The 17,979-nt window shown below is 52.8% G+C and carries 15 protein-coding genes and 1 tRNA gene; 6 read left to right on the forward strand and 10 right to left on the reverse strand.

Annotated features, from left to right (window positions below; translation table 11 throughout):
* Positions 1-74: 74 nt before the first annotated feature.
* The 10 genes from Q7C21_RS15080 to otsB form a co-directional block, all read right to left on the reverse strand.
* Positions 75-1,637, reverse strand: a complete 1,563-nt coding sequence (locus tag Q7C21_RS15080) for a methyl-accepting chemotaxis protein (RefSeq protein ID WP_039660023.1) — start codon at positions 1,635-1,637, stop codon at positions 75-77.
* A gap of 193 nt (positions 1,638-1,830) precedes the next feature.
* A complete protein-coding gene (locus tag Q7C21_RS15085; protein WP_375150856.1) occupies positions 1,831-3,504 on the reverse strand; it encodes a methyl-accepting chemotaxis protein in 1,674 nt (557 codons plus the stop codon).
* Positions 3,505-3,666: 162 nt separating this feature from the next.
* Positions 3,667-4,164, reverse strand: a complete 498-nt coding sequence (gene cheW, locus Q7C21_RS15090; RefSeq protein WP_003849145.1) for a chemotaxis protein CheW — start codon at positions 4,162-4,164, stop codon at positions 3,667-3,669.
* 23 nt (positions 4,165-4,187) lie between these two features.
* Positions 4,188-6,170 carry a chemotaxis protein CheA gene (gene cheA, locus Q7C21_RS15095; RefSeq protein ID WP_003849143.1) on the reverse strand — a complete coding sequence of 661 codons (1,983 nt, stop codon included), beginning with the start codon at positions 6,168-6,170 and terminating at the stop codon, positions 4,188-4,190.
* A gap of 11 nt (positions 6,171-6,181) precedes the next feature.
* Complete coding sequence (gene motB, locus Q7C21_RS15100; protein WP_003849141.1) at positions 6,182-7,123, reverse strand: flagellar motor protein MotB; 942 nt, start codon at positions 7,121-7,123, stop codon at positions 6,182-6,184.
* Positions 7,120-8,007 (reverse strand): flagellar motor stator protein MotA, encoded by an 888-nt coding sequence (gene motA / locus Q7C21_RS15105; RefSeq protein ID WP_003849139.1) that lies wholly within the window; start codon positions 8,005-8,007, stop codon positions 7,120-7,122. The genes motB and motA overlap by 4 nt, the downstream gene beginning before the upstream one ends.
* Positions 8,008-8,139: 132 nt before the next feature.
* A complete protein-coding gene (gene flhC / locus Q7C21_RS15110) occupies positions 8,140-8,718 on the reverse strand; it encodes a flagellar transcriptional regulator FlhC (RefSeq protein ID WP_375150857.1) in 579 nt (192 codons plus the stop codon).
* Positions 8,715-9,068 (reverse strand): flagellar transcriptional regulator FlhD, encoded by a 354-nt coding sequence (gene flhD, locus Q7C21_RS15115; RefSeq protein WP_003849135.1) that lies wholly within the window; start codon positions 9,066-9,068, stop codon positions 8,715-8,717. The genes flhC and flhD overlap by 4 nt, the downstream gene beginning before the upstream one ends.
* A 1,029-nt stretch (positions 9,069-10,097) precedes the next feature.
* The gene (gene otsA / locus Q7C21_RS15120) at positions 10,098-11,534 is read right to left on the reverse strand and encodes an alpha,alpha-trehalose-phosphate synthase (protein ID WP_003849133.1); all 1,437 of its coding nucleotides are present in this window, start codon (positions 11,532-11,534) and stop codon (positions 10,098-10,100) included.
* Entirely contained in the window at positions 11,531-12,319 is a 789-nt protein-coding gene (gene otsB, locus Q7C21_RS15125) for a trehalose-phosphatase (protein ID WP_003849131.1), read from the reverse strand. Before otsB ends, otsA begins: the two co-directional genes overlap by 4 nt.
* Positions 12,320-12,772: 453 nt before the next feature.
* On the opposite strand from otsB, the gene eptA reads away from it, so the two are divergent.
* From eptA to Q7C21_RS15155, 6 genes are all read left to right on the forward strand, one after another.
* The gene (eptA, locus tag Q7C21_RS15130) at positions 12,773-14,401 is read left to right on the forward strand and encodes a phosphoethanolamine transferase EptA (RefSeq protein ID WP_375150858.1); all 1,629 of its coding nucleotides are present in this window, start codon (positions 12,773-12,775) and stop codon (positions 14,399-14,401) included.
* Positions 14,401-15,081: a two-component system response regulator PmrA gene (gene pmrA, locus Q7C21_RS15135; RefSeq protein WP_154926377.1), complete on the forward strand. Its 681-nt coding sequence runs from the start codon at positions 14,401-14,403 to the stop codon at positions 15,079-15,081. The genes eptA and pmrA overlap by 1 nt, the downstream gene beginning before the upstream one ends.
* Positions 15,078-16,136 carry a two-component system sensor histidine kinase PmrB gene (pmrB, locus tag Q7C21_RS15140; RefSeq protein ID WP_008925381.1) on the forward strand — a complete coding sequence of 353 codons (1,059 nt, stop codon included), beginning with the start codon at positions 15,078-15,080 and terminating at the stop codon, positions 16,134-16,136. Before pmrA ends, pmrB begins: the two co-directional genes overlap by 4 nt.
* A 307-nt stretch (positions 16,137-16,443) precedes the next feature.
* Positions 16,444-17,010, forward strand: a complete 567-nt coding sequence (locus Q7C21_RS15145) for a flavin reductase family protein (RefSeq protein WP_375150859.1) — start codon at positions 16,444-16,446, stop codon at positions 17,008-17,010.
* Between the two features lie 59 nt (positions 17,011-17,069).
* Positions 17,070-17,603 (forward strand): peptide-methionine (S)-S-oxide reductase MsrA, encoded by a 534-nt coding sequence (gene msrA / locus Q7C21_RS15150; RefSeq protein WP_003849120.1) that lies wholly within the window; start codon positions 17,070-17,072, stop codon positions 17,601-17,603.
* A 176-nt stretch (positions 17,604-17,779) separates the two neighbouring features.
* Positions 17,780-17,867 (forward strand) — tRNA-Ser (locus tag Q7C21_RS15155).
* The last annotated feature ends 112 nt before the right edge of the window (positions 17,868-17,979 follow it).

Raw genomic sequence — 17,979 nt, forward strand, 5'->3', positions numbered from 1 at the left:
TTTATCGGCGGAGTCAGGGGGAACTTTATGCATGGCAGCAGCTTAAAGCCGCTGCCATGGTGAAAAGCAGAAAATCAGGCGCGGGAAATTTTGAATACGGAGACTGCCTGGGTCAGAACGCTGGCTTGCTGCTCCAGAGCGGCGGCGGCGGCGGCAGACTCCTCAACCAGAGAAGCATTCTGCTGCGTCACGCGATCCATTTCAGTAACGGCCACGCCGACCTGTTCAATACCGCGGCTCTGTTCATCAGACGCTGAGGCGATTTCGCCCATGATATCGGTAACGCGGGTCACGGCACCCACAATCTCATTCATGGTACTGCCGGCGCTTTCAACCTGCAGTGACCCATCGTTAACGCGAGAGACGGAGTCTTCAATCAGGCCTTTGATCTCTTTTGCGGCCTGGGCGCTACGCTGTGCCAGGCTGCGCACTTCACCCGCCACTACTGCAAAACCACGCCCCTGCTCACCGGCCCGCGCGGCTTCAACGGCGGCATTCAGCGCCAGGATATTAGTCTGGAAGGCGATACCGTCGATCACACTGATGATGTCAGCAATTTTCTTCGAGCTGTCCGCGATCTCTTTCATCGTGGTGACCACGCCATTAACCACTTTCCCGCCCTGCTGTGCGGTTTCGGAGGCGGTCAGCGCCAGTTGCGACGCCTGACGGGCGTTGTCCGCATTCTGCTTCACCGTGGCGGTCAACTGCTCCATGCTGGCGGCAGTCTGTTCCAGTGAGGCGGCCTGCTCTTCGGTGCGTGACGACAGGTCGTTGTTACCGGCGGCGATTTCGCTGGCACCGGTAAAGATGGCATCTGAGCCATCACGGACATTACCCACGGTCATTACCAGAGACTGTTGCATCTCATGGATGCCTGCGGCCAGCTGGCTCATCTCATTGCGTCCCTCAACCACAATAGTCTGTGTCAGATCACCGGAAGCGATAGCACGAATCTGTGCCAGCAGCTGTTGCAGGGGCTGAATCAGTACCTGACGCAGGCCAAACCAGCAGGTAATAATCACCGCCAGTACCGCAACGCCAATGGTGGCCAGCAGCCACATCATCTGGGTGTACGCGTTGTGGTTCTGTTCCATGCCCTTGTCAGAAAGTGCAGTCTGCAGCGCACGCCATTTATTGTAACTCTCCTGCATCGCCACCTGCTTCTGTTCGATGTTCTGTTTGAACATCCCTTCCAGGTCACGTGCCTGCAGACTTTTTACCATCGCTTTCAGGCCGTTTTCATAATTGCCGTAATCAGCTTCAAGCTTGTCCCCCAGCGTCTCGTCAAGACCAGCGGTGGTAGGCAGATGGTAATAGATTTTGAAGTGACGATCGGCCTCTGCTAACTGGTTATTGGCTTTGGTGATAAGTTCATCAAGCTGACCGCCGTTCATCTGCGAAGCCATGCTGGTCTGTAACCGAAGCATGCCGCGGTTCAGCGTGGTACGGCTGTTGTTTAAGGAGATATAAGCATCTGTCATCTCAGTAACATTACGATTAGAGACCTGAGACAGCGCGAAGGAAGCTTTGTCTTTATTCAGTGCTGACCAAAAAAGGCTGCCAGAGACTAACTGGAGCGCGCCAAAGATAACCAGTACTGCGATTAAACTGGTTACCACTTTTATTTTTTTTAACATCTTGTTCCCCTGCAGGTTGATTAAGGTGCAGCGGCTATATCGGCGACCCTTCAGGATTAATTAACGCTTTTTGGCGCTTTCAGGAGAGAAGTGGCTTTTGTAATTATTTTTATCAGCATGAGCTGCTGAGTTTGGCTTTAAGCAGAGGAATAACGGGGAGTGTTGCGCATCCCTCAGGATGCGCAACGGGACATCAGAAGGTTTCCCAGTGGGTATCACTGACGGGGGCCGTCAGGACTTTGCGGGGGATCTGCGCAACCGTGGCTGGCGCGGCAATCGGCAGATGCTTTGTCAGTGTCTGCTGCACGGTGCCGCGTGTAATGTTGAACACAGACACGGCCTGGCTTAACCGGCTGGCCTGGTCTTCCAGCGAGGCTGCCGCCGCAGCGGATTCCTCCACCAGCGAGGCGTTCTGCTGGGTCACGCGATCCATCTCAGTAACCGCCTGACCGACCTGATCGATGCCGCGACTCTGCTCGTCCGACGCCGAGGCAATTTCACCCATGATGTCGGTGACGCGTGTGACGGCACTGACGATATCGCTCATGGTTTCGCCCGCGGTGCCAACCAGCTGCGAACCGACGTTGACCCGGCTCACGGAGTCATCGATCAATCCTTTGATCTCTTTGGCCGCCTGGGCGCTGCGCTGCGCCAGACTGCGCACTTCACCCGCCACCACAGCAAAACCGCGACCCTGTTCTCCGGCACGCGCCGCTTCAACGGCCGCATTAAGCGCCAGAATATTGGTCTGGAACGCAATCCCGTCAATCACGCTGGTGATATCGGCAATTTTCTTCGAGCTGCCGGCGATTTCGCTCATGGTTTTCACCACGCCAGCCACAACGTTTCCGCCTTTCTCTGCGGTTTCGGAGGCGCTGAGTGCCAGCTGTGACGCCTGGCGGGCGTTTTCAGCATTCTGTTTTACCGTGGCGGTGAGCTGCTCCATGCTGGCTGCCGTCTGCTCAAGGGAGGCCGCCTGCTGTTCTGTGCGGGCGGAGAGATCATTATTCCCGGCAGAGATCTCGCTGGCACCGGTGAAAATCGCATCCGATCCCTCACGTACATTGGTTACGGTGCGCACCAGCGACTGCTGCATATCATGCAGGCTGGCCGCGAGCTGGGTCATTTCATTGCGCCCTTCCACCACGATCGGCTGGGTTAAATCGCCCCGGGCGATATGCTGAATGTGATGAATGCTGCTGTTCAGTGGCGTCATCACGATTTTGCGCAGGCCAAACCAGCAGAGCACGATCACCGCCACCACCGCGGCCATAATGATGGAGAGGATCCACATCATACGGGTATAGGCACTGCTGTTTTCTGCCACACCCAGGCTGGTCAGACGACTCTGGTCGGCGCGCCACTCACGGTAGAGCGTCAGAAATGCACTCTGGCTCGGTGCGACCGGGGCTTTAGCGGCCGCGACCATGTCGTTTACCTGCAGCGCGCTCTGCAGGCTGCTCAGCGCGCCCGCATAGTCTCTGAAGCGCTGGTCAAGCTGGCTGCCGAGTTGCTCATCCATTCCTGGGGTTTCTGGCGTCTCTCTGAACGCCTTGTAGAAGCCCGCGGCCGCCTGCTGGAAACGCTGACTCTCTTCAAACAGCGTAGCAACATCCGCCGGTTTGCCTTCAAGTTTACTGGTGGCAAAACGCAGCTGAATGCGGGTCAGCAATACACGGCTCTGGTTAAGACTCATATAGGCATCATTAAGCCCCTGCGTATTTTGCATGGCAAGCTGTGACACGGCGAAGTTTTGCTTATCGTGACTTAATGCGGAGTAAAAGACAGAACCGGAGAAGGCCTGTAACAGCCCGAACACCAGCAACACCAGTAACAGGCTGGTGACAACACGGATTTTCGTTAACATGAGTAACCCTGAACAAAGTAGGTAATTAAAAAGTGACTCAGGGATTATCGGCAGGTGATCGCAGGAAATTAGGGAGGACGTAACTTTATTCTATGAATTTAAAGGGATTATCACATGAAGTAATTATCACGGGCCAGCCATAACCAGCCCGTGATAACCCGATTACGCGCTACGCAGATTATCAACCAGCGCCATCTCGTCGCTGCTCAGCAGCTTTTCGATGTCGACCAGAATCAGCATGCGATCGCCCAGTGCACCCAGACCGGTCATGTACTCGGTCGACATGGTCACCGCAAACTCCGGTGAAGGTCGGATCTGATCCTGAGTCAGCGACAGCACGTCAGAAACGCCGTCAACCACAATACCAACCACACGATTTTCCAGATTCAGCACGATAACCACTGTGTTTTCATTGTACTCAACATCGGGCTGCGCAAACTTCACGCGCAGATCGATAATGGGCACGATGACACCGCGCAGGTTAGTCACTCCGCGGATAAAATCAGGGGTATTCGCAATACGTGTTACCTGATCGTAACCGCGAATTTCCTGAACTTTGAGGATATCGATGCCGTATTCTTCGTCGCCCAGCGTGAAGACCAGAAACTCCTGACCCACAGTTTCGCCAGCAATTTTTGTCACGGTTGCCATTCCATTCATGTTATTTACCCTTTCGTTATCAATCAGGCGGCAGCGCCAGCCACACGTTTTTCACGGTTAAGTGATTGCAGTGCTGAAACATCGACAATCAGCGCTACGCTACCATCGCCAAGAATGGTGGCAGCGGAGATGCCCGGCACTTTGCGATAGTTACTTTCCAGGTTCTTCACCACCACCTGATGTTGACCAATCAGCTGATCGACCAGCAGCGCATAGCGTTTGCCCGCGCTTTGCAGGATCACCACGATGCCCTGAGTGGCTTCGGTTTTAGCATCCTGCACATCAAAGACGTTCCACAACTCAACCAGTGGCAGATATTCACCACGGACTTCCAGTACGCACTCGCCACCGGCCATCGGTTTGAGATCTTCGGCACGCGGTTGCAGCGACTCCATCACCGCATTCAGCGGCAGAATAAAGACTTCATTGGCGACGCGAACGGACATGCCATCAAGGATGGCCAGCGTCAGCGGCAGCAGGATACGGATGGTGGTGCCTTTGCCCTGCTTCGAGGCGATTTCGACGTGACCGCCCATCTCCTGAATATTTCGTTTCACCACGTCCATACCGACGCCGCGTCCTGAAACATCCGTCACCTGCTCCGCTGTAGAGAAGCCTGGTGCGAAAATCAACATGCCGACCTCTTCGTCGCTCATGTTCTCATGGACTGGCAGGCCCGATGACAGTGCTTTTGCAAGAATACGTTCACGGTTCAGACCGGCACCATCATCAGAAACTTCGATGCAGATGTTGCCACCCTGATGTTCCGCTGAAAGCGTCAGGTTACCGGTTGCCACTTTACCGGCGACAAGGCGTTTCTCTGGCGTTTCGATACCGTGGTCAAGACTATTACGCACCAGGTGTGTTAATGGATCAATGATGCGTTCAATCAGGCTCTTATCGAGTTCGGTTGAACTGCCCAGCAATGTCAGTTCGACCTCTTTGCCAAGTTTGCTTGCCAGGTCACGCACCAGACGCGGGAAGCGGCTGAAGACATATTCCATTGGCATCATACGAATCGACATCACCGATTCCTGCAGATCGCGGGCGTTACGCTCCAGCTGACCCATGCTGTTCAGCAGGTCGCCGTGCGCCACCGGATCGAGTTCGCCGGAACGCTGGGCGAGCATTGACTGGGTAATCACCAGTTCGCCCACCAGGTTGATCAGCTGATCGACTTTCTCCACGGCTACGCGGATGCTGGTGGATTCGCTTGATTTAGCCGGCGCTGCAGCGCGCTTAGTTTCACGCTTCGCCGCTGCCACAGGCAGTTCGGTGACGGTCGCGGTGTGAACCTCTTCCACCACAGGTGCGGCGGGAGCGGCGACGGCAACCGGCTCAGCAACCGCGTCATCAGCGGCCGGGAAGCGAATTTGCGCTTCGTCAATGACGAAACAGAGCACCGCCACGATGTCATCTTTACCGACGCCATCAATGCAGACGTCCAGCATGTTGCTGCCCTTCTGCACATTGGTCAGCGTGCCCAGATTACTCATCTCTTCCAGCATCAAATCGACCTCTTTCTCTTTGAGATCGATCAGCTGTACACGCAGGCCGCTGGTGCTGGCGGGCTCTGCGCTGGCAGTGGCAACACTGGCCGGTGCTTCAACCGGCAGACCTTTGGCCTCTAACGCCAGCTGGCGCAGCGCTTCACAGATATATTTGAAGCTCTCCGCGTTAGGCTCCTGCGCGGTTTTATAAGCATCGAGCTGTTCCTGCATAATATCTTTGGTTTCCAAAAACAGGTTGATGATGTCGGTGCTGAGCTGCATCTCGCCGCGACGAGCACCATCCAGAATGTTTTCCAGGATATGAGTCGTTTCCTGCAATACCGTAAAACCAAAGGTTCCGGCCCCACCCTTTATGGAGTGAGCGGCACGAAAGATGGCGTTAAGCTGTTCCGAATCTGGCTCCTGTGGGTCCAGACCCAACAGGTGTTGTTCCATATCCGCTAATAGCTCATCGGCTTCATCAAAAAACGTCTGGTAAAAATCGCTGATGTCCATACTCACGGGAATCACCTCGGCTGTGAGGGGGCTGCTGTATTCACCGCGCTGCCTGGTGTTGCAGGTGCGGTAATCTGTTCAATCGCCGCCGGATCGCTGATCTGGACGGCATCACTTTCTGCGTTCTCTTTTTCAATTGCCGCTTCGGTGTCGTGGTTCAACACCAGCAGGCTAATGCGGCGGTTTACTGCATCATTCCCGCCACGATTTTTCAGGCTCATGGTGTCGGCCATGCCTAACACCCGTAAAATCTTGCCACTGTCCAGGCCGCCAATAACCAGTTCACGGCGTGAGGCGTTCGCACGGTCAGCCGACAGTTCCCAGTTGCTGTAGCCTTTATCACCGCTGGCATACTGAAAATCGTCGGTATGTCCGGCCAGACTGATGCGGTTCGGGATGTCATTAAGGATGGGCGCTATTGCACGCAGGATATCGCGCATATAAGGCTCCACCTCGGCCCGACCGGTTTTAAACATCGGGCGATTCTGACTGTCGATAATCTGAATACGCAGCCCCTCTTCCACCATGTTGATGATCAGATGCGGGCGCAGCGTTTTAAGGCGCGGATCCGCTTCGATCAACTGGTCGAGCTTTTCACGCAAACGGTTAAGGCGAATCTCATCCAGCTTGCGTTTCTGGGCATCCATATCGACGACTTTATTAACTTCGCCAATCTTTTTGGTCGGATCATCTCCACCGCCAGGGATTGGACTGGTACTGTCGCTGCTGCGCTGACCACCGGTAATCGCAACTTTAAGGGGTGTTTTAAAGTAGTCTGCAATCTGCACCAGCTCCTGCGGGTTGGCGATAGAGAGCAGCCACATCACCATAAAAAAGGCCATCATCGCCGTCATAAAGTCGGCGTAGGCAATCTTCCACGATCCGTGGCTGCCTTCATGGCCTTTATGTTTGCGCTTTTTGATCAGCACAATTGGGCGATTGCCGTGTTTCATGAAGCCTCGTCTGACGTCTGTTTAGCCGGGTTCTTGGCGTTACGCACGTGCTCTTCCAGTTCGCTGAACGATGGGCGCTCGGCGGAATAAAGCGTCTTGCGACCAAACTCCACCGCGATTTGCGGCGCGTAACCATTCAGGCTCGACAGCAATGTCACCTTGATGCACTGCATCATCTTGGTGGTTTCCGCACACTTCTGACGCAATACTGACGACAGCGGGGAGACAAACCCGTACGCCAGCAAAATGCCCAGGAACGTCCCCACCATCGCATGCGCGACCAGCGCACCCAGCTCAGCGGCCGGACGGTCAGCAGAAGCCAGTGCGTGAACCACGCCCATTACTGCTGCGACGATACCGAATGCAGGAAGACCATCACCGACTGCAGCAATACTTTGCGCTGGTACGTCACACTCATGTTCGTAGGTCTCTATCTCTTCATCCATCAACGCTTCGATTTCAAAGGCGTTCATGTTGCCGCTCACCATCAGACGTAAATAGTCAGTGATAAAATCGACTAACTGTTTATCGGCAAGAATACGGGGATAATTAGCAAAAATTTCACTCTGGCTCGGATCTTCAATATCCCGTTCCAGCGACAGCATCCCCTGCTGGCGCGACTTCGCCATCAGGCGATAAAGCAGCGCCATTAAATCCATGTAAACGGCTTTATTATATTTGGAGCCGCGAAATAATTTAGGCAGCGCTTTCAGCGTTTTTTTAATCGACTTGCCATTGTTGCCGACTAAAAAAGCACCCGCACCGGCACCGCCGATCATTAATAATTCAGCAGGCTGATAAAGCGCGCCAAGATGGCCACCTACCAGCGCATATCCGCCCAACACGGAGCCTAAAACAATCAGGTAACCTATAATTATCAGCACAAAAAATCCTTACGTCCGTAACGTGTTGGTGGAAGTTAAGCCAGAGAGCTGCAGGTGCTATTCCTGAACCGCAAGCAAAAAAAAAGCAGCGGTATTAACCGCTGCTGGATGGCTTCCACAATGCGAACAAATTTAAACGGCGTGTTTAACCTGTTCATCCAGCAGTTGTGGAAATATATCGGCAGGTTCTGCAGAAAGTTTACGTCTTTTTACGGCACGTGATGGCGGCTGGCACAGGCTGCAGGTAAAGCTGCCAACCGGCTGATGCGCATGGTTAATAAAGCTGCCGCTGCAGCACTTACAATCCGCCAGTTCCAGCATACCGCTATCAACAAATCGGACCAGGGTCCAGGCTCGAGTCAGCGCCAACAGTGGGCCCTCGTCCGATTGAGGACACTGTTCAAGATACAGGCGGTAAGCTTTAATCACGGCATCTACGCCGCTGCACAGGCCAGTTTTCAGTAAAAACTTCCAGGCGTTACAGAACATCGAAGCATGGATGTTCTGCTCCCACGTCATAAACCAGTCCGTGGAGAACGGCAGCATGCCTTTCGGTGGCGGACTGCCACGTAATTCTTTATAGAGCTTGATCAGACGACCACGACTGAGCTGGGTTTCACTCTCTAACATCTGTAAGCGTGCACCCAGTGTGATCAACTCCATTGCGAGCTGAATATCACGTGCTTCCTGAACAATACTTTTCTCACTCATGACATTGCTCTCTTTTTAGCAGGCGCATCATCTTTAGACGCATTACGCAGTAAACGGCTGGATAATAGAATTCCTGTATGGATTTGCTGTAAATCATCCACGCGAGATTCCTGCGTCAGCCGACTAATGCTGCTGCTGTCGGTAAAACGAAATTGACAAACCAGTTGATTGGTTTCTGCCATTTTTACCATTTCAGGCAATGTTAATTCAGATAATGCGTTCGCCATTTTCTCGTCAATGCCGAGGCGAAACATCGCTGAGGCTTTATCCTGGTTAATTAAGCGCTGTGCCAGCAGTAAATAAGACAAGTTGAGATCGTAAATATGTTTCAGTACTTCAGAGGTGCCCATTATTTTTCCATCCTGAGAGATGCGACGTAACTGTATCGCAGAGAAAACTCTGCGGTTCGAGCTGCTGTTTGTTAAATCAAAAGATGGCAAAAAAAACTTCACATATAATTAATGTCACCGTTTTCGCCTTCTGTTTTTTGTGGGTTTCAGACCCACCGAAGGTCGAAAATCCATGCCATTCTATTTTCGAGTTCTGGACATCTTCCGTGACATCTTCTTACGTTTTTTAGGACTAATCCGAAAACAAGGCAAATCTATATCGTCTGATTTCGACATACAACGACAGTGACGCGTAATTTTAGATAAAGTGTGACGTAGATCACACTTTTAAGGCAAATTTCTTCAGCAACCCTTTACGATTTCTTACCGACCGGTCATTTTTTGCTCAAAAAAGAGCAATTTTAAGTCCAATTGGTCCTGAGAAAGGTTTAATAGGGGGTAAAATCATCGCTATTCGACGCTTTGAGCAGTCCGGAATGAATATTGGGTGTTAATCGTTTTAACACCCTATTTAGAACCAGCCAAACACGCGTTATCAGAAGATTGTGCTGGCAGGCGGTGCGCGTAATTGCTGTTAAATTAGTTACTTAACGGGAGTATCGCAGAAGGTAAGTAATGAAACCGTTAAGGTTTATACGGCAGTACGCGAATTTTCTGACAACGGGTGTTAACAGTTGCAGGGATGTGTCCGGGCTGAGATATCCGATGTAACAAGGGGTTACATAAGAATGTCGAATGAATTAACGAGGAGTTATAGGTTGGCACTAACACTATCGGCAGCCTGTCGGAAAACTTGAGTAAAGAAGGTAAATAAAGCGGCAGGGGCCGTGCTGACGGGGTTTGGGGCATTGTGGCCGTTGCAGGGATCGCGGAGATTGCAGGAATCGAGCCACTCTGCGCACTCACGCGTGCTTACCACATTCGGTCTTTAACAGATGCGGAGCGGCTTTTCTGTGAGCGGCACAAAAAAAAAGCAGCGAAACCCTGACTCAGGTATCGCTGCTTTTATCATCTTAACCTGGACTCAGATCAAGCCAGTTTTGGGAAGGTTGCAACCTTGTTGGCCGTGTTGTGGTCAACGCTACGTGGGTCGATGCGTTCCAGGTCTTTCAGGAAGCTTTCACGCCATGCGGTAATATCATTCTTACGCAATACCGCCATCATGTCGTTGTAGCGTGAAATCCTTTCGGTACGCGGCATGGTAATCGCCTTGTCCAGTGCAGCGGCCACTTCATCACGGTCATAAGGATTGACTATCAGCGCAGAGGTCAGCTCATTTGCTGCCCCGGCAAAGCGCGACAGCACCAGTACGCCTGGATCGTCCGGGTCCTGCGCAGCAACATACTCTTTGGCCACCAGGTTCATCCCATCACGCAGCGGCGTCACCAGACCGACATCGGTGAGGCGGAAGATCTTCATCAGCAGGCGACGGTCGAAATGCTGGTTAAGATAGTAGAGCGGGGTCCAGCCCAGCGTTCCGTACTTACCGTTGATGCGCCCTGCTTCGGTCTCCAGCTGATGACGTATATCCTGGTACGCCTGCACATCGCCACGCGAAGTTGGGGCGATCTGCGAATAGCGGATCTTGCCGCGATGCTCCGGGAAGTTTTCCAGCAGCGCTTCATAAGCCAGGAAACGCTCCGGAAGACCTTTGGAATAGTCGAGACGTTCGCAGGCAATGATGTTGCGCGCATCGCCAAGCTCTTTCTTCATGGCAGCCATTTTCGGCGGCAGCGGTCCTTCGGCCATCTCTTTAATGCTGTCTGGCTCAATCCCGATCGGATACACCTCCGTCATAAAGGTGTTGCCAAAGGCACGATGCTTTTTGTCGCCCTTATTCTGTAACTGCGTGAGCTGGCTGACGCTGTCAAGGAATGCCACCCGATCGGATTCGGTCTGGAAGCCCAGCAGATCATACTCACACAGCATTTCCAGCAGCTCTTTGTGTGGTGGCAGCGCGTTAAAGATTTCAGGCGTCGGGAACGGAATATGCAGGAAGAAACCGATGCGGTTATTGATGCCTGCGCGACGCAGTGCGGCGGCAAACGGTAAAAAGTGATAATCGTGGATCCAGACAATATCATCAGGCTTGATCAGCGGTTTTAAACGCTGCGCCACCGAATCATTGACGTCGCAATACCCTTCCCACGCTTCACGCTGGAACTGCACCAGGTCGAGGCGATAATGGAAGGCAGGCCAGATCACTGTATTGGAGAACTGACAATAATAGAGATCGTAATCGTTTTGGCTCAGCGGGAACGAGGCATATTCGATACCTTCATGTTCCTGAACCTTGACGTCCTCTACCTCCTCGCCAGTGAACTCGCTGATTTCACCGTTCCAGCCAAACCACATTCCACCGGTGCTTTTCAGAGCATCGAGAATGCCTACGGCCAGGCCGCCAGCACTGGTTTTAGACCCATCTGGCATGGCGACACGGTTAGAAACAACCACTAAACGACTCATAACCTAAACTCCTTACCGACGTTGTCTTGCTCTAATAGTAATAATGTTTTTTCCAGCCAGCCGTAAACCGCATCGACATCACTTAGCCGATAATCGGCCTGGCTGAACCCTTCGCCGACTTTGACAGAAACGCCCTGTCGTTCGTTGACGGCCAGAAAGCCCTTCTCATCAGTGAGATCGTCGCCAATAAAGACCGGCGTACGTCCGGCAAAAGGGGACTGCTGCATAAAGTCGCCTATTGCGGCGCCTTTATCGATACCTGCTGGTTTGATTTCTACCACACATTTTCCCGGCTGAAGCGCCAGTCCCGGGAAACGCTTTACTGACTGTTCGGCCAGTCGCATGACATCCTGCTCATGCTGCATCGCCTGACGATAATGAAGCGCAAAGGCCATGCCTTTGATCTCCAGTTGAGTGCCTGGCCACGCGGCCATGGCCGCCTGCAGTTCGGTTCTGAGCGGTTGCTCAACCTCAGCGGGCAGGCTGATGCGATGCAGATTACCCTCGGCATCACGGCGTTCAGCACCATGCACACCCGCGGCCGGGCCGTGCAGAGGCGCGGCCAGCGCATCAAGTTGTTCTATGGGTCTGCCAGAAACCAGCGCAAGTGCACCCTGTGAGAGTGCAGACAGTCGCTGCAGTTGCGCAATGACCTGCTCAGGAATAAATACCGCTTCGGGACGGGACTGTATCGCTGCCAGCGTGCCGTCGACATCAAAAAAGAAGGCGTATTGCCCGCTGCTTAATGTCGGGTACCTGGCATGGGTATCTGCCGCTTGAGTCACGTTACTTCTCCTGAAAATCGAATTTTAATAAAACATTGAGTTAAAACAAGAATGTCCTGACGCAGTCAGGTCAGCAAGCGGGAAATTCTGATAAAACGGTGATTGAGGGATAAAACGCGGTGATTGAATAGGTCACACTCCTCAAACTTGCAAGCGCATTGCTGACAATACTGGCTAACTGAGAACATCTTCACATTAAGTGTAGTCATTAACAGGGGTTATGCCAGAAATATGCAGTTTTCATGCCAGCCGCTGCGGTTAAGACAGCATAACAGCGCACTGCACATCTGTTTTTTTTAGCTTTACGGGCCTTCGCCGATCCACTGTTCGCTGCGGCCGTTGTTGTATCGCTGCCTCACCAGCCAGCCAGATTCAAACCTTAAGTTTCTTAAGGTATTCCTAATATTGAAAGTGCATTCTCGTGACACTTTTATTACTTTGGTTCCTGCTCACATGGCGTTAACCCTTAAAAGGCCGCTAATCAGCCGCCTTACGTTGTTGATTCTGGCTGCGGTTTACATCGCGATTTTCCTTAATATTGCCTATTACCGTCAGGTGCTGACGATAATGCCGCTGAACGACCTGCATACGACGCTGGTGTTTTTATCAATGCCACTGGTCGCCTTTAGCGTCATTAATATCGTGATTACACTGGCCTCGTTTATCTGGCTGGATCGCCTGCTGGCCGTGCTGTTTATTCTGCTCTCCGCGTCGGCACAATATTTTATTCAGACCTATAACATCGTGGTCGATCGCTCGATGATCACCAACATGATGGACACCACGGCTTCGGAATCTTTTGCGCTGATCACGCCAAAGCTGCTCGTGACCCTGCTTAGCTCAGGGGTGCTGATGGCGTTGCTGGTGTTCTGGCCGCGAATCAAAAAGCAGCGGTGGCGCGGCGTGCTGGCGCGACTGCTCAGCGTGCTGCTCTCAGCCGCACTGATCGTGCTGGTCGCCCTGCTCTTCTATAAAGATTACGCCTCGCTATTTCGCAACAACCGCGAGCTGGTTAAAGCGCTTAGTCCTTCTAACAGCATTGCGGCGACGCTCTCCTGGTATAAACACGAGCAGCTGCAGAACGCGCCGCTGATTCGTATCGGTGAAGATGCCCACCTGCAACCCAGCCGCAGCAGCGGCAAGCCGAATCTGACGATTCTGGTGCTGGGTGAAACCTCACGCGCGCAAAACTTCTCGCTGGGCGGTTATGGCCGTCTTACCAATCCCTTACTGGCGAAAGATGATGTGATCTATTTCCCGCACACCACCTCGTGCGGCACCGCTACGGCGGTTTCTGTGCCGTGCATGTTCTCTAATATGCCGCGCGCACATTATGATGATGTGCTGGCCGCGCACCAGGAAGGATTGCTCGATGTCATTCAGCGTGCCGGGATCAGCGTGTTGTGGAATGAGAACGATGGCGGCTGTAAAGGTACCTGCGATCGTGTTCCACATCAGGATATGACCAGCCTGAACCTGCCTGGTATGTGCATTGAGGGTGAGTGTTATGACGACGTGCTGTTCCACGGTCTGGATGAATACATCAGTCAGTTAAAAGGCAATGCGGTGATCGTGCTGCACACCATTGGCAGTCATGGTCCGACTTACAGCCATCGCTATCCGCCGCAGTTCCGTCAGTTTGAACCGACCTGTGATACCAATCAGATACAGGACTGTTCGCAGCAACAGCTGATCAATACTTATGACAATACGCTGGTCAATGTGGATCATATTGTCGATAAAGCCATTAACGTACTGCGTGCGCATCAGGATCGCTTCACCACCAGCCTGGTCTATCTGTCAGACCATGGCGAATCGCTGGGTGAAAACGGGGCTTACCTGCATGGCCTGCCCTATGCTATTGCTCCGGATACCCAGAAACATGTGCCGCTTCTGATCTGGCTTTCCGATGATTATCAGAAACGCTATGCCGTTAATCGCAGTTGCCTGAATAAACTGGCGGCGACAGACGAATTTTCACAGGATAATCTGTTTTCAACCATGCTGGGATTAACCGGCACCGCGACTCACGAATATGTGCCTGCGGATGATATTTTGACGTCGTGTCGGAGCCAACCTTAATGAAGATACTGATTGTTGAAGATGATGCTCTGCTGTTGCAGGGTCTGATACTGGCGCTGGAAGGTGAAGGCTATGTCTGTGATGGCGTGACGCGCGTGCGGGACGCTGAAGCGCACTTCGCCAGCGGCCTCTATAGTCTGGTGGTGCTGGACCTTGGCCTGCCGGACGAAGATGGCCTGCATTTTCTGATACGAATGCGTCGCCAGAAGCAGATGACACCCGTGCTGATTCTGACCGCGCGCGACACCATCAACGAGCGGATTGCCGGACTCGACGCGGGTGCTGACGACTATCTGATTAAACCGTTTTCGCTGGATGAGCTGCTGGCGCGTATCCGCGCATTGATCCGCCGCCATGTTAATCAGGGCGACAGTCATGTCAGAGTGGGTGCGCTGGCACTGGATATGACCCATCGCCAGATTATGCTTAATGACGCGCTGCTGGATCTGACGCCTAAAGAGTTTGCGATTCTTTCACGGCTGATGCTCAAGGCTGGAAATCCGGTGCACCGTGAAATTCTCTACCAGGATATTTACAACTGGGAGACCGAGCCTTCTACTAATACGCTGGAAGTACATATCCATAATCTGCGTGACAAAATTGGTAAAAGCGCGATTCGCACCGTGCGTGGCTTCGGTTATGCGCTGGTAACGCAGGATGGCGTTCGTGAGGCAACATGATAAGAGGTTTCGATCACCGTAGTATGCGCTTTCGCCTCATTCTGGCTATCGGCCTGATTCTGCTGGTCTTTCAGATCATCAGCGTGATCTGGTTATGGCATGAGAGTAAAGAGCAGATTCAGTTTCTGGTGGAAGCGCAGTTGCAGAAACGTAACATGGACAGTCACGTTAAACGTGAAATTCATGAAGCGGTAGCCAGCCTGGCGGTGCCTAGTCTGGTCATGATTACTCTGACGCTGTTGCTTTGCTATCAGGCGGTAAAATGGATTACCCGGCCGCTTTATCAGTTACAGCGTGAACTGGAGAGTCGCAGCGAAGAAAATCTCGAGCCTGTCGCCTGTTACAGTCAGGTCCATGAGATCGATGCCGTGACCCAGGCGATCAATCAGCTGGTCGCGCGTCTGAACAGCAGCCTCGAGCGCGAGCGGCTGTTCACTGCTGATGTGGCGCATGAGTTGCGTACGCCGCTGGCGGGATTACGTCTGCATCTGGAATTAATTGAGCGTAATAGCGATGTCAAAGTTCAGCCGCTGGTGCAGCGCCTGGATCAAATGACACACAGCGTGTCGCAGTTGCTGAATCTGGCGCGTGCCGGGCAGTCGTTTACCTCTGGTACCTATCAGAACGTCGGGCTGATCGAAGATGTGATCCTGCCGATGGAGGCGGAGCTGAGTATCATGCTGGAGGCGCATCAGCAGACGCTGTTGCTTGATTTGCCGCAGGAGCAGTTTGTGCGCGGTGATGCCACGCTGCTGAAGATGTTGTTGCGTAATCTGGTAGAGAATGCTCATCGCTACAGCCCGGATAACAGCACGATCAGTGTGCAGTTGCTCTCTGCTCCCGACCTGATGTTGGTGGTGGAAGATGAGGGACCCGGTATCGATGAGAGTAAAAGTGGCGAGCTGAGTAAGGCATTTATCCGCATGGACAGTCGTTACGGCGGTATCGGACTTGGGCTGAGCATTGTCAGCCGTATCGTCCAGCTACACCGGTTTCAGTTTTTCCTGGGGAATCGTCGCGACCGAAGCGGGTGTCGGGCCGTCGTTAAATTTTAAGCAGTAAACCAGGCTGACAGGAAAAGAACAACGGTGGCTGCGGCAATCAGCAATGCAGCATATTCACTCATCGGATGTGAAGCAGTAACAGGAAGAGAGACAGGTACAGTTTTCATAATATTATCCTCACTTAGAGCGGGCAGTATCGCGACTGCATATTAAGGAAACCTTAAGGTCGCGATACTGCAGTAAAATGTCAGCGCTCTTCCCTCCGCTATCAACCTCGCATTTCTGACCATTGAAGCTCCTGCTCTATGCGCCGGGTGCTCTACACTTAATGGCACCCTTACGCTAAAGGAGTTATGTCATGAGCCAACGCATGCACAAATATGCTTTCCCGGTCAGTAAAGCCCGTAAATATCTTGAACCCGGGCCGGTGCTGCTGCTCAGTTCACAGTACAAAGATCACCATGACATCATGACACTTGGCTGGCACACGGTGATGGAGTTCTCGCCCTCCCTGGTCGGCTGCGTGATTGCCGGCATGAATCACAGCCATGAGCTGATTCGGAATAGCGGTCAATGCGTGCTGAATATCCCTTCGGCCTCACTGATTGATGAAGTTATAGGGATTGGCAACAGCCACGGAGACCAGCTGGATAAGTTCGAGGCTTTTGGCCTCACGCCTGAACCGGCTCAGGTCGTGGGCGCGCCGATGATTGCCGAATGCTTTGCCAGCTTTGAGTGTCAGCTCTATGACGATTCGATGGTCGCTAACTACAACCTGTTTATTTTTGAGATTGTGAAAGCCCATGTTGCTGAGCAGCCGGAATATCCCACGACTCTGCACTATACCGGCGAGGGGCGGTTCACCGTGATGAGCGAGAAAATAGTGGACAGGAGCAGAGATTTTAAACCGGAGATGCTGATCTAGTTGAAAGCGGTCTGTCGCGCCCCCATTCACCTCTTTCGACCTGACAGGAGTAAATTATTATGGCTATCGAATATGCAGTTATCGCCGGCGGCTGTTTCTGGTGTACCGAAGCGGTGTTTAAAGATGTGATCGGCGTAGAGTCGGTTGAAAGTGGCTATACCGGTGGTGCCCGTCCTAATCCGACTTATGAGCAGGTCTGCAGTGGTGCAACCGGTCATGCAGAAGCCATCCGCATTGGCTTTGACCCGGAGAAAGTGACCTACGGCGATCTTCTGGATATCAGCTTTGTGACGCATGATCCGACCCAGCTTAACCGTCAGGGCAATGATATCGGCACCCAGTATCGCTCGGCGATCTTCCCGGCCAACGCAGAACAGGAAGCAGAAGCGCGCGCCGCCATTGCCCGTGCTCAGGCTGACCATGATGTGCCGGTGGTAACCACCATTGAGCCGCTGAAAGAGTGGTACCCTGCCGAGGCCTATCATCAGGATTACTGGGAAGGCGCGGGCCAGCGCAACGGCTACTGCATGGCGGTAATCCCACCGAAGCTGCAGAAACTGCGCAAAAGTTTCGCGAATCGGGTGAAGAGCTGATTTAGCCTTTAACGAAGCAAAATATGCGACATAAATCCCCGGTTTTATGTCGCAGTAAATCGATTCGTTCAGAGCTTAAGCGAATAGATCAAAAGAGAAAAATAGTGCTTGACCCTTTTCAGCCGACTCCCTATAGTACCGCCCCGTTGACCCAGCGCGGTCGGCGAAGTAAATGTGGTGAGGTGTCCGAGTGGCTGAAGGAGCACGCCTGGAAAGTGTGTATACGGCAACGTATCGGGGGTTCGAATCCCCCTCTCACCGCCACATTCTGAAGAAGAGCCTGAACGTTTGTTCAGGCTTTTTTTTTGCATATTGCACTGAGAGAGGGGTATGAGAACCCCCGCCGGGGTTCGACAACGGGCCATGCCCGCTGGAC

The organism is Pantoea sp. ANP04 (genome assembly GCF_041982285.1).
Classification (GTDB): domain Bacteria; phylum Pseudomonadota; class Gammaproteobacteria; order Enterobacterales; family Enterobacteriaceae; genus Pantoea; species Pantoea eucalypti.